The organism is Brucella sp. NBRC 12950 (assembly GCF_030268145.1).
Taxonomy (GTDB): domain Bacteria; phylum Pseudomonadota; class Alphaproteobacteria; order Rhizobiales; family Rhizobiaceae; genus Brucella.
The window spans coordinates 1-12,552 of record NZ_BSQC01000026.1; the positions used below are offsets into that span (position 1 = coordinate 1).

A 12,552-nucleotide genomic window follows, 5' to 3' on the forward strand; every position below is an offset into this window, starting at 1 on the left:
TCTTTGGTACGCTGAAGCATGGGAAGAACGATGCGCAAAGCCTTGAGCCAGCAGCAAAGCACAAGAAGATCGATTATCCGAAGCCGGATGGTGTGCTGACCTTTGATCGTCTTTCGTCAGTGTTTCTCTCGAACACCAACCATGACGAAAACGAGCCTGTGCATCTGCAGGTGGCTGACATGAAGCTGCAGCAGACATCGGAACATGATGTCTTTGCAGGTCCATCGACGCGCTACTGCCCTGCAGGTGTTTATGAATGGGTGGATGCTGACGGTAATTCCGCAGCTGATCCGCAGGCAAAGGATGTTCGCTTTGTGATCAATGCGCAGAACTGCGTGCATTGCAAAACTTGCGATATCAAGGACCCGAACCAGAACATCAACTGGGTTCCGCCACAAGGCGGCGAAGGACCGGTTTACGTGAACATGTGATGTTTGCGGGAACTGAGTCCGTTTCGGCTGCCTCCGAAGCATTTCCGCGACCGGCGCAACGCGGTTTTGCGTTCGGTCAGCGGATATCAGGCTTTGAGTCTGCGCATTTTCCTTGAGTTTTCTCTTGCCCGTTTGCCTTATTTACCACGGATCGGCTACATTTCCCGCGATAGAAATTGTGTATGAATGAAGTTGATGATCACCCGTTGATCATGACGGGCTGACTATTCGGGAAAGGACTGGATTGATTGACGTCCTGAATGACTGTTGAGAACAGAAAGAGCTGCTTGATGCAGTTCTTGATTTGCCGCCATAAGAATGCGGCCCCCATTTTCGGGACGCTTTCCATCGAGCGTGCTGATAACGCCACCAGCTTTTTCGACAATCGGTACGATAGCGACAATGTCATGTGGCTGGAGTGAAAACTCAAAGCATATGTCGATGTAACCAGCCGCCAGCATAGCGAATGCGTAGCATTCGCCGCCATATCGCGTCATTTTTACCTGTTCTGTCAGTTCTTTGAATGCAATGTCAGCGTGACGTCTAATCGGCTCGGGACTGTTACAATGCAGCACTGCGTCGCTAAGCCGCTTAACTTGGCGGGTTTGTAACGGAGAAACAGAATTGTCACGGCGCATCCACGACCCGGATGCATCTGCCCAAAAGCGTTCGCGTGTGACTGGTTGGCTCATCATTCCAATGGCGGCAATTTCATCTTTCAGTAATCCGATCAGTGTTCCCCAAACTGGTATTCCCAGCAAGTAAGGTCGGGTTCCGTCGATAGGATCTATAACCCATCTTAAATTACCGCTGCCGCTAATACCCATCTCCTCGCCGACGATCGCATGATCCGGGTATTCGTTTTCAATCATCGAGCGAATAACACGCTCTGTTTCCTGGTCAGCTTCGGTCACCGGGTCGAAGCGAAAGCCCTCTTTCGGCTTCGAATCCACTTTCAGTGGCGTACGGAAGCGGCGCATGGTTTCGAGATCGGCTGCATCAGCCAAGCGATGCAAAAAATCGATGGGGGGAAGGGAAGTCATGGAACCATCTCCAAGGAAAGAAACCTCAAATAAAAACTCTGTACCAGATGGAATGACTCCACCAAGTGATCAAGAAACGACTATATCGTTAAACTGTGGAGCTTGGCTTCATTAGAGACACCGCTCCCCGTCACTCAATGGCACCGCCGATATGTTCTTTGAACCACTCCACGGTCTTTGGAACAAGTATGTCTTCGACAGTCATAGAATTATCAGCTGCGTTCCAGTCATGGTCCGAATCAACTAGAACAAGATCATCAATACCATTGTGATAATTGAGTAAAACCTGGCCGGCACCCGGCTGAGGGGTGACAATTGTTTCCCGCTTCCCTACTATAACACGCAGTGGTCCAGGGTACTTTCCAATCGTACCAATAGGCGAGAATTCTGGCATTTCCTTGAAAAAGCCAGCCTTAAGTTTGGTCTCGCCTCCCCATGACAGATTTGCCGTGATCAACGTATCGTCAGATGCGGCGAGAGCAGATTCCACGGTCTGAGCACCCATAATTGTCGAGTAAGTCGACAGCGGGTTGGTCACGGGTGCCCAAAGTACGGCTGCAGATGTCTCAGGCCTGCGTGCTACAAGATGCCCCGCCACTAGACCACCCTGGCTGTAACCCACAACCCCGATACGTCTCGCATCAATTGAAGCGAGACTCTGCAGATAATCGAACGCTGTAACCGCATCGTCTATTTGCTTGCTAAATGTTGTGTCTGCCCAGTCGCCCTTGCTCTCGCCCGATCCGGAAAAATCTATTCGCAGGCTGGCGAAGCCCTGTTTGGCCAGTTCATCAGCGGTGTATGCAAACAGCCCGACATCGTGGCCAGCGATCTGGAACTCGTCCTTTTGCCCGGTAAACCCATGAAGCAACAGGATAGCCGGGGGTCGTTTTATACCATCAGGCAGGTTGAGAATGGCTGTAAGTTCGCGCTCACCAGCATTTATCTGGAGTTTTTTTTCTGCAGCCATCGCCTGGTTCGCGCCAAAAATCCCAAGCATGACAACGGAAATTAATAATTGTCGCACTATCTGCCACCCCTTTTAGTTGATTGGTTACAATGAGGATGCGTCGCCACTGGAGAATTGGTAATTTCGCAATCCGCCAATTGGCGACGCTGATAGACGCAGTCTCTGTATATGAGTAACCGCAGGGCAAACTTTACCGAAGGGTCGTAAGTGACCGAACTCCGTCGATTACATCCATCCGATTTTGCCGTATTTGCCATCGCAGTAAAGCAGTGGATCATATGGCATTGCGCCTTCGATCATTCTGACCAGCCCGATGAATATTGTATGCGTGCCGTAGTCAAACGACTGATCGGTCGTGCAAAAAAGTGTCGACTGAGCCTCCGCGAGCCATGGAATACCCCGAATGTCAGAAATTTTACCTTCGTAATCCGACCAGGTTCCAAAGCCAAAGCGTTCTTCTGATTTTGCTGCACCGATCTTGCTGGAGAGCTCACGATTGTCAGATCTAAGCAGTCCAACGGAAAAAGCCTTTCTCTCGGCTATTTCAACATGGGCGGTGGCAGACTTGTTGACGCAAACCAGCAATGAAGGCGGATCCATCGAAACGGAATTCACTGCCGTAGCGAGCATTGTGAACCGTTTGCCACGATTCTGTGTTGAAACAAGTGTAACGGTTGAGCCGAGACCGCGCCATGATTGTCGAAACAGGGCAGGATCGGCAAATTGCGTACTGAAGTCTTTTTGTGAAGTATGACTAGCTGTAGTTGACATGAATTGTGCCTCTTCGAATGCTATCAATTCTTCTTGGGAAAGTCGGGGCGCTGCAGCCCGAGATGATCACGAAGCGTTTCGCCTTCATAACGTGTCCGAAACAGACCACGTCTCTGTAGTTCAGGAATGACCTGATTGACAAAAGCGGTCAGGTTTCCTGGGGAATAGGAGGGCTGCACATTGAAGCCGTCCGCCGCGCCCTTTTCAAACCATTCCTGCATGCGGTCGACTATTTGACCTGGGGTTCCGACAAGAATAATATTCCAGGCCTCACCGATGGAAATCGCTTCGCATATTTGCCTTAAGGTTTTTCCTTCTGCATGCGCCTGACGGATAAAAGTCATATTGCGCGCAAATTGCGGACCACGGTGCCGGTCGTTACCCCATTCAGGATCGAACACGGGTGCATCGTCGGGGAGTGGTTTATCCAAGCTGTACGCGGACAAGTCCCCATAATCCTCGCTCACCATTGCGAGTGCTACTTCGGGCCGGACTTGCTGCTGCGCAAGTTTTGCCCGGGCCGCAGCCTCTTCTTCTGTTGCGCCGATAAAAGTGAGCAGACCGGGCAGAACGGAGAGGTGGTGGTTGGAGCGACCATGCTTCCCCAATCTGCTCTTGACGGACTGATAGTATTGCTGGCCTGCATCCAGTTGTGCATGCCCGGCATAGATCACGTCAGCGCAGCGTGCTGCCAGTTCGTGCCCCTGTTCCGATACCCCTGCCGTCACAAGAATGGGGTGCCCTTGCGGAGCACGAGGCAGGTTGAGTGGCCCCTTGACTTTGAAGAACTCTCCTTCATGTTCAAGATAGTGCATTTTGGAGCGGTCAACATATATGCCGGCTGCCTGATCGACGGGGTATGCATCATCTTCCCAGCTGTCCCAGAGGCCCCGAACGACATCCACAAATTCGTTGCAACGGCGATAGCGCTCATCTGAGGGCAAAGGACGTGACAGTCCAAAATTTTTCGCCTCATCAAGGTTGTGCGATGTAACGATGTTCCAGCCAGCGCGGCCGTTGCTGATATGATCGAGTGTGGCGATAGCGCGGGCCGCATGATAGGGATGACTGTAGCTGGTGGAAATAGTGCCCACCAACCCGATCCGATGCGTTGACACAGCCATTGCTGCGAGTACCTGCATTGGTTCAAGCCTTGTTATGCCTTGCGCCTGAATCAGATAGCCCGGGTCATCGCCAATTCGTTCCGCACCCGCGACATCAGCCATAAAGACGAAATCGAATAAGCCGCGTTCTGCTTCCTGTGCATTGTGGATGAAGTGACGGATGTTCCACATCGCGTCACGTGGCGACTCCGGCAAGCGCCAGGACGCAACGTGATAAGCGTGTTTCCATGTGGTAAGGCCAAGTTTCATTTGCCTGTTCATAACCGGGTTCCTATGAGTGATGCTGGGTCTACGATTCGACGACATGTAGGTCGCAGGGATCAATCTGCGCCAGGATGTACGAGCCAACAGTTGTGGTTTTTGTACGGGTACTTTGCTGATTTATGACGATGTTCTCGCCGCTCTCCAGCCTGATTTCGAGAAGATGAGAATGTCCGTGATATGCGACGTTCGTGATGATTGCCGGAAGAAGAATTGCACCAGCTACCGTTGCTGCGGTCACGATCTGGATTCGTTCCGGACGCACTGCGACGACGACTTCCGACCCTGCCTCGGCGTTCGTATGAACGAGTGGTAAGTGCTGACCAGATGGCAGAACCAGGTTTCTCTGACTGTCCACTCTGCCTTCAAAGAAATTCGCGGTCCCGAGAAAACTGGCAACAAAGCGGGTGCTGGGGTGGTCGTAAACGACGTCAGGAGAGCCGACATCCGCAATCTTTGCGGCGTTCATCACAACAACACGATCTGACATCCGCAATGCTTCGTCTTGATCGTGGGTCACATAGATGATGGTGCTGCCCGTCACAGCCTGGATGCGCTTTATCTCGGACTGCAGTTCCTCACGGAGTTTTTTATCCAGTGCACCGAGCGGCTCGTCCATCAGGACGAGGGGTGGTTTGAAAACGAGCGCGCGGGCAATTGCCACACGTTGCTGTTGACCGCCACTAAGCTGAGCCGGGAAGCGATCACCGAATGAATCGAGACGGACGAGAGCCAGCGCCTCCTCAACCCGATCATTAATTTCGGATTTCTTAATCTGTCGCATCTTTAGTGGAAACGCTATATTTTGTGCAACAGTCAGGTGAGGGAAGAGCGCATAATTCTGGTAGACAGTTCCGATGTTTCGTTGATGGGGAGGCAACGCCGTCACGTCCTCACCGTTAATGTGGATAGCACCGTGTGAGGGTTTTTCAAATCCGGCAAGCATCATCAGGGTTGTTGTTTTTCCGGAGCCACTTGGCCCAAGAATGCTGACGAATTCACCGGCTTCAATCTCGAGTGAAAAGTCCTGAACAGCCTTGAAAGACCCATAGTGCTTTCCGACATTTTTGAAATGGACGGCAGCTCCAATTCCCTGGTTTTCACGACGCTGGGGCAATATGGTCATATTCAATGTCCTTCCTCCTTATTCAGATGTGGGTGTTCTTGAAAATCGCCGCCGCAGATACTCCGTGAGAAGTAGGATCGAAGTGGACATGACAATCAGAAGGACTGAAACAGCAGCGATTGTAGGGTTGAAGTCAAACTGAATGCTGTCCCAGATTTTTCGTGGAAGGGTCATCGTTCTGGGGCCTGTGACGAAGTTGGCGATGACGACCTCATCGAATGAATGCAGAAACGCAAACAATGCTGCGATAAAGATTGACGGTGCGATCAGGGGCAGCGTTATGAGGCAGAAAGCTTTCGCCGGATGGGCGCCGAGGCCGATAGCTGCGCGCTCGAGACGCACATCCGCTTCGCGCAAGGCTCCGCACAGAATGACAATGCAATAAGGCAGACAGATCACGGTGTGCCCTGCAACCACGGCGAGAAAAGTGCCGTTAATTCCCAACCTGACAAAAACAGAGTAGAGGGCGATCGCAACAATGATGATTGGCATCATGAGTGGTGCCATCAGCAAGCCGTTGACAAAGCTCTTGCCGATGAACGTGGCCCGCGTGAGAGGGATTGCTGCGCAAAGCCCCAGGGATGTGCTGATCAGCGAGACGGTGACCCCAATTAAAAGGCTGGTATTGAACGCGCTTAGCCAACGCCCATCCGAAAAAATCGTATCAAACCAACGCAGCGAATAGCCAGAAGGCGGAAATTGCAGCAATGAAGACGCGCTGAAAGCGACAGGCACGACAACGACCAGGGGAAAGGCCAGAAAAATTAACACAACCGCCGCATAAGCTGTTGGAAGCCAACTAAGACGAGACAGAAACTCGGTGAGAGATTTTGAACCATTGCGATCTGACATCAGGCTGCCCTCCCGCGTTCCTGCTTGCGCAACCAGCCAAGGAGAGACAGACCGAGCAGGATCAGCAGTAGCAACACAACGGAAAGCGCGGAGCCGAACTCCCAGTCCACTACGTCAGAAAAGAAGGTTCCGATAAGCATCGAAACTGTTGTTTCGTTGCTGCCGCCGAGAAGTGCTGGTGTAACATAGAAACCAAGTGCCACTACAAAGATTAACACGGCGGATGCAATCGTGCCGGTCATGCTCAAAGGAACAAAGACATGAAGGAAAGCGCGTAGCGGGTTTGCTCCCAGGCCAATTGCTGCATTGAGCAAACGAAGATCGATAGATCGCATTGTGCCATAAAGCACTAGGATATGCATCGGCACCAGATAGTGGACCATGCCGATCATGACGCCGGTAAAGTTGAATACCAGCGGTACCGGGGTGCTGATTATTCCCAGCTTCGGCCCGAGTAGTGTGTTAATCAAACCGCTGTTCTGGAGAACAACCATCCACGCGTAGACCCGGATAAGGATATTGGTCCAGAATGGCAACAGAATGACAATCATCATGAGGTTGCGCACCCGGGGGCTGGACCTGATCAGGACCCATGCGAGGGGATAGCTCAGAACTAGGCTGATCAGCGTCGACCAGAATGCGATTTTTAGGCTGACGACAAAGGCATTGATGTAGCCAGCATTGTTGAGAATACGACTATAGTTCTCCAGAGTGAATGTTGGATCCAGAACGCTGCGCAGCAGGATGAGTGCAATCGGAAGTGCAAAGAGTGTACCGATCAGAAAAAGCGGTGCGATGAGCATGAACACCGATGTCAGTCGGGTATTGTGCGCTCTGCGCACAGTTGCGCGCGTTCGCTGGCCGAGTGGCTGCGAAATATCAGTCATGAGTACTAACCTATTGGTCTGTTGAGCAGAGCGTCGTGGGGCTTGTAAAAGCCGGAGCCGGGGAAATTCTCACGACGCTCAGGATACAAAGAGTGTTCGGGCGGGGGTCAGGTCATTTTCCAGTTCAGCCAGCGTTCATTTGCGGCATCAAGGTTGTCCGCATACCAGTCGCCATCTACCACAGTCAGCTTGCCAGCTTCGGCATACTTTGTCGGGATAAATCGCTCCATCGCTGGATCCAGTTTTGGAAGTGCCGCAGGATTGACTGGGCCTTTTGCTGTCAGATTGCAAAATTCTGCCTGCCGGTTCGGTTCTGCCATCCACTGCAGTAGCAATTGTGCTTCCGCCTTCCTCGCTGATCCTTTGGGAATTGTCACAAAGTCTGTAGTGATGACGCCGCCGTCCCATACAAAGTCGACCGGTGCTTCCGGATTTTCGCGCATGAGAACGCTCAACTCCTGGTTGCCAGTCAGCGTCATGCCGATTTCACCCGAAGCGACCAATGTCGGCACCTGTGGCCATTGCTTGAACCAGACGTTGATAGCCGGTTTAACCTTACTCAGGCTTTGAAATGCAAGGTCGAGATCCATCGGAAATATGCTATCGATTGCCACTCCGGCCGCATAAAGAGCAGATTCAAGATTATAACGCGGGCCATCATACATGGCGCGACGGGTCTCAAAACCTTCAAGATCCCAGAAGTCCCTGAAAGACGTCGGTGCCTTACCGGCCAGCATCTGCTTATTAAAGGCTAGAACTTTTGCGTTAGTAGACAGACCAAAGCCATGCGTCAGCTTCGAGTGCGAAGCGACATTCTTGTAGTCGATGCCGTTGTAATCGATTTCTTCGAGAAAGCCATGTTTAGCGCCATAGGCCACCCAACCCGGAATGGAATCCATAAGATCCCACTCTACAGCGTCATTTTTGACCATTGCTGTTAGCTTTGCCTGATCAGTACCCGGAACATCGATAACTTTAATGCCGGTTTCCTTTTCAAATCCATCGAAAAAGGCAATTCGTTGTCTTTCTTGCTGAGTGCCGCCCCAGGTGGCGTAAACGATACTGCGCTCCTGACTCCTCACCACAGCAGGCGTGGCGAGTGTTGTGAAAGCAGAACCGAGTAGGATTTTGTTAAAAGACCGTCGAGATATTTTACTTGTTCTGATTCGATCAGACATGGAACCCCTCCATACTTATTTTAGACAATTATTATTTCTGAAGAAACGAGCTATATTTTGTTCGTCTTCCTTTTATTCAGTGAAGCTACGTGCTGCCTGGTGTCATTGAAATATCGCATATTCTATTTAAGCGGCGCAATGTGACGCACATATAAGTGCATTTGGATAAAGCAAATGAACCGCTGCGCATAAAAAGAAGCTGAAACGAGCTTGGATCGTGCTTTATCACCGCAAATGCGACGAATGTTGGAATTCGGGATTGTTTTCACACGAAAAAAACATTCTTAGTATAATTTTCTTTAAATAAGTATAAAAAGCCCGCGGCGCATGCAGCAGGCTGGGTAGACCATCGGCAATCTGTTGGTAACCTAGTCGTTTTTGGAGTTGATCGAAAGCGAACCGGGGGTGAAACACTTGTGCGCGGAGGGCATAAATGAATGATAGCGTTCTTGTCAGAAATGAAGCGCAATTCACCCGACATATCACAACAGCTGCATTAACCCGGGCTGATGTGGCAGAGACCAATCGCCTGCCCGCACGGGGTGGTTTGTGTACTGGCTTCGACCAGACATTGCAGCTCTGAGGAGAAACAGCCGCTCCCGCACCCTCCGAACACAGCCAGTAAATATTGTACCAAGCGCTGGGGCCTTCAGCAAAGCATAGGGCGCTGTGTGTCTAGGAAAAAAAGACGACTGCACTCCGTGATATGGTGGCAGGCGAACTTTTCCACATCAGGCTGGGGCCGCTCAATTGAGGCTTATAAAAACAATCTTATGAAGTGTCAGTCCAGAATTTCCGCAGAGATCGTAATTGGAAGACAGCGATACAGAGAGGCTAAATGATGAATCTGCATTATTTGACACTAAGAGCCTGAATCATAATGAACGTAACGATATCAGGCTCTTGCGATCCTTCTCGTGAGGATCGGATACTTGCGATGTAGATCCACGCTTCGGAGGAAGAGATGGTTTTCTCGAAGTCTTTAGCCAGTCTGCGACACCGTCCCAGCCATGCAAATGTGCGCTCAACAACCCATCGGCGTGGGAGTAATTTGAAACCTTCAACGTGATCGGACCGCTTGACGATTTCCAGTGTAAACTTACCAACCTTTTCCAGCCTGCCTTTGAGCTTTGGTCCTGCGTAGCCACCGTCAGCAAAGATATGTCGCAACCACGGCCAACGTTTGAGAATGGTTTTCAAGACACCCGGCGCACCGTCTCTGTCCTGAATGCCCGCGGAATGGATCACCAGGCCAACCATCAAACCGAGTGTGTCAACAACGATGTGGCGCTTGCGACCGTTGATCTTCTTCCCCGCATCAAAGCCTCGTATTCCGCCACTTTTGGTGGTTTTCACCGACGGGCTATCGATCACGCCAGCGGTCGGGCTGGACTCCTTTCCGGTCAGCTCGCGTGCAGCCATAACAAGCGTGTTGTTGAGGGCGCGCAACGTGCCTTCATCCCTCCACCGTGAGAGTATTTCTGCACCGTGGAAAACGGTGGAAAGTCCGTCGGCAAAAGCCGCCACGCACCACCCGAAGAAGCTATATAAAGAAGTGCGTTAACTACCTCACGCAGGTCTGTCTTTCGAGGACGTCCAAGCCGTCTGGGGGCTTGCATGAATGGTTCGATGATGGACCATTCAGCATCTGTTAAATCACTTGCGTAACGTGAATTCCGGCGTTCATACTGTCGGCGAGCGGTTTCAGTCCAGGCCATCGTGATCTCCATCGTATGTCAGAAATCCGATTGAATCATAACCTGCTGAAATCGCTCAACCCTTTTTAGAACAGGCTCTTAGATGGGCAGAATATCTGTGCCATATATAGGAAAGAACTCCGACCGCAATAAACGCAACCATGATGACGATAAAACTGACCCACAATGAGGAAGCCTGCGCAATAAAGCCCAGAACAGCGGGCCCGAGTAAAAGTCCACTGTAACCCATGGTCGTCACAGTCGCCATTGCTTGCCCTTTGGATCGACCACCTGCATTGCCTGCAGACGCGAAAACAGCAGGTATCATGTTTGCAAGCCCCAGCCCGCAGAAGGCCAGCGAAACCAGGACGGTGGTTGTATTGCTTGCCGATAATATGCCCAACACTGCAAACGCGCAGAAGATGCTTCCCAGCAATAAAACGCGATAGTGTCCGACAAGGGTAACAACTGAATCGCCCAGAAACCGACCGCAAGTCATTGCTGCTGCAAAAACTGCAAAGCCGTAGGCAGCTATGTTTTCTGGGGCTGCAAGATGACTAACCATGTAAACGGAAGTCCAGTCCATCATTCCCCCTTCAGCAAGGAATGCAAAGAACGCCACAACTCCGAGCAAGAGTAAGATAGCTCTTTGATCACGACTGTCGCTTACAGAATCGAGACCCGCTGAAACGCTATCCTTACGCGGCAACACGATATCAGTTGAAGACAGTCCTCTTGCAGTTACACAGGCAACACAGACAAGGGTTCCGGCGCCGAACAAACAATGCAGGACTGTGCCACCATAGCTCACTACGAGCCCCACAAAGACAGCTCCGATGAGATTGCCAAGACTGAAGAGCGCATGAAATGAAGACATCAAGTGTCGTCTCGCGACAGTTTCTACTGATGAGGCTTCGGTATTCATCGAAACGTCCAATGTCCCGAAACCCGCGCCTGCCATGAAGACGCAGACTGTCAGAACGAATGTGCTTTGCACAAAAGAAGCCAAGGCTATTGACGCGCCGAATAAGATGCTTCCCAGAAAACTAAGGAGTGTTGGGTCGGCAATTCGATCAAGCAGACGCCCCGTGGTAATCATGAGAGCGATTGCGCCTGCTGCAAAAAACAAAAGTATAAGACCGAGTTCGCCTTTATCGAGTCCCATATGCAGTGAAATAAGTGGAAGGCTGGCGGCCCACGCACCGATTCCGATGCCGCCACCGGTAAAATAAAGGCTGCATCGTAATCTAAGGCGTGAGAGTGGTGTCATTTGCTATTTTCATTCGAGTGGCGTCGGGAGACGCTTTTGCAGTTATTTTCGGATCAGGTTTTCGAGCATTGACTTCAGATTGCGGGCCACGTCATAAACACTGTCATAATGATCGCGTTCGCAAAAAAGTTCACAGCTCCACCAGCCTTTAAAGCCAGTCGCTCTCACGGCGTCGACCCATTCGTCGAGCGGAAGTATACCGGCTCCCGTACTGACGTTACGCAACTTCTTCTCATCTGGCACCCCCCCATCAAAAGGCAAGGAATCGCAAACGTGGACCCCATAAATCAAATTTGAGTCTAATGCTGCGACCTGATCGAGCGTCTGACCGGCTGTGTAGCAATGCCAGAAATCGATAACAAGCCCGGTATTGCTGCGGTCACAGAGCTCAAGAACGCGGACCTGACTCTCGATGGTCTTTAACGGCGTCCATGACAAACCTTCAAGATAGACGATGAGACCAAAGTCTGCAGCCATATCGGCGACAAGACGAAGATTTTCGGCTGTCATTGTCAGCTGCTCACTGAATGAGCGATCGAGCAACCCGCGATAGATGTGGGGGTATAGCTTTTCACTTCCTTTCTCATAAGCGCGAAGTTCAAGCGGACCGGTGATTACTTCAATGCCCTTTGCGCCAGCCACTGCTGCAAGTTCACAAAGTCTGTGGGCCTCTTCCAGCATTATTGCCCTGTCATCTCCCTGGCGTTCCAAATCAATGAGAAAGCCGATACCGGGCATCATGAGGCCGTCTGCCTTAGCTCGCAGTTCGTGCGCAGTGAACCCGGCCGACAGATATGATTCGATTTTTGGCCCTGATGTTTCAAGGCCGTCAAAACCCAGTTTTCTGGCGACATCGATATCCGTACCAAGCGGACATTTGGAAGCCAGCGAGTGAAAGATCAGCTTATCCGTTTTACTGGTCATATTTTTCCGTTTTCATCT

Annotated in this window: 12 protein-coding genes and 1 pseudogene; 2 read left to right on the forward strand and 11 right to left on the reverse strand. The window is 51.2% G+C overall.

Annotation, left to right across the window (positions count from 1 at the left end):
• The coding region (locus QSJ70_RS26430) for a 4Fe-4S dicluster domain-containing protein (protein ID WP_285539330.1) at positions 1 to 431 on the forward strand (431 nt) is incomplete at its 5' end.
• A 224-nt stretch (positions 432 to 655) separates the two neighbouring features.
• Here QSJ70_RS26430 and QSJ70_RS26435 read toward each other — a convergent pair.
• From QSJ70_RS26435 to QSJ70_RS26470, 8 genes are all read right to left on the reverse strand, one after another.
• Complete coding sequence (locus tag QSJ70_RS26435; RefSeq protein ID WP_285541084.1) at positions 656 to 1,474, reverse strand: inositol monophosphatase family protein; 819 nt, start codon at positions 1,472 to 1,474, stop codon at positions 656 to 658.
• A 130-nt stretch (positions 1,475 to 1,604) separates the two neighbouring features.
• On the reverse strand, positions 1,605 to 2,444 hold the full coding sequence (locus tag QSJ70_RS26440) for an alpha/beta hydrolase family protein (protein ID WP_285541086.1): 840 nt from the start codon (positions 2,442 to 2,444) through the stop codon (positions 1,605 to 1,607).
• A 225-nt stretch (positions 2,445 to 2,669) separates the two neighbouring features.
• Positions 2,670 to 3,215, reverse strand: coding sequence for a flavin reductase family protein (locus QSJ70_RS26445; protein WP_285541087.1), 546 nt, complete (start codon positions 3,213 to 3,215; stop codon positions 2,670 to 2,672).
• Positions 3,216 to 3,238: 23 nt separating this feature from the next.
• Positions 3,239 to 4,600, reverse strand: coding sequence for an NtaA/DmoA family FMN-dependent monooxygenase (locus tag QSJ70_RS26450; RefSeq protein WP_285541088.1), 1,362 nt, complete (start codon positions 4,598 to 4,600; stop codon positions 3,239 to 3,241).
• A 28-nt stretch (positions 4,601 to 4,628) separates the two neighbouring features.
• Complete coding sequence (locus tag QSJ70_RS26455; RefSeq protein ID WP_285541149.1) at positions 4,629 to 5,726, reverse strand: ABC transporter ATP-binding protein; 1,098 nt, start codon at positions 5,724 to 5,726, stop codon at positions 4,629 to 4,631.
• 18 nt (positions 5,727 to 5,744) lie between these two features.
• Positions 5,745 to 6,578, reverse strand: coding sequence for an ABC transporter permease (locus QSJ70_RS26460; RefSeq protein ID WP_285541090.1), 834 nt, complete (start codon positions 6,576 to 6,578; stop codon positions 5,745 to 5,747).
• The gene (locus QSJ70_RS26465; RefSeq protein WP_285541092.1) at positions 6,578 to 7,465 is read right to left on the reverse strand and encodes an ABC transporter permease; all 888 of its coding nucleotides are present in this window, start codon (positions 7,463 to 7,465) and stop codon (positions 6,578 to 6,580) included. Before QSJ70_RS26465 ends, QSJ70_RS26460 begins: the two co-directional genes overlap by 1 nt.
• Before the next feature lie 107 nt (positions 7,466 to 7,572).
• On the reverse strand, positions 7,573 to 8,643 hold the full coding sequence (locus QSJ70_RS26470) for an extracellular solute-binding protein (RefSeq protein ID WP_285541094.1): 1,071 nt from the start codon (positions 8,641 to 8,643) through the stop codon (positions 7,573 to 7,575).
• Positions 8,644 to 9,076: 433 nt separating this feature from the next.
• Here QSJ70_RS26470 and QSJ70_RS26475 point away from each other — a divergent pair, with 433 nt between their 5' ends.
• Positions 9,077 to 9,226: a hypothetical protein gene (locus QSJ70_RS26475; protein ID WP_285541096.1), complete on the forward strand. Its 150-nt coding sequence runs from the start codon at positions 9,077 to 9,079 to the stop codon at positions 9,224 to 9,226.
• Positions 9,227 to 9,538: 312 nt separating this feature from the next.
• On the opposite strand, the pseudogene QSJ70_RS26480 reads toward QSJ70_RS26475, so the two are convergent.
• From QSJ70_RS26480 to QSJ70_RS26490, 3 genes and pseudogenes are all read right to left on the reverse strand, one after another.
• A pseudogene (locus QSJ70_RS26480) lies at positions 9,539 to 10,361 on the reverse strand (IS5 family transposase).
• A gap of 55 nt (positions 10,362 to 10,416) precedes the next feature.
• Positions 10,417 to 11,610 carry an MFS transporter gene (locus QSJ70_RS26485; protein ID WP_285541097.1) on the reverse strand — a complete coding sequence of 398 codons (1,194 nt, stop codon included), beginning with the start codon at positions 11,608 to 11,610 and terminating at the stop codon, positions 10,417 to 10,419.
• Between the two features lie 42 nt (positions 11,611 to 11,652).
• Complete coding sequence (locus tag QSJ70_RS26490; protein WP_285541098.1) at positions 11,653 to 12,534, reverse strand: sugar phosphate isomerase/epimerase family protein; 882 nt, start codon at positions 12,532 to 12,534, stop codon at positions 11,653 to 11,655.
• Positions 12,535 to 12,552: the final 18 nt, after the last annotated feature.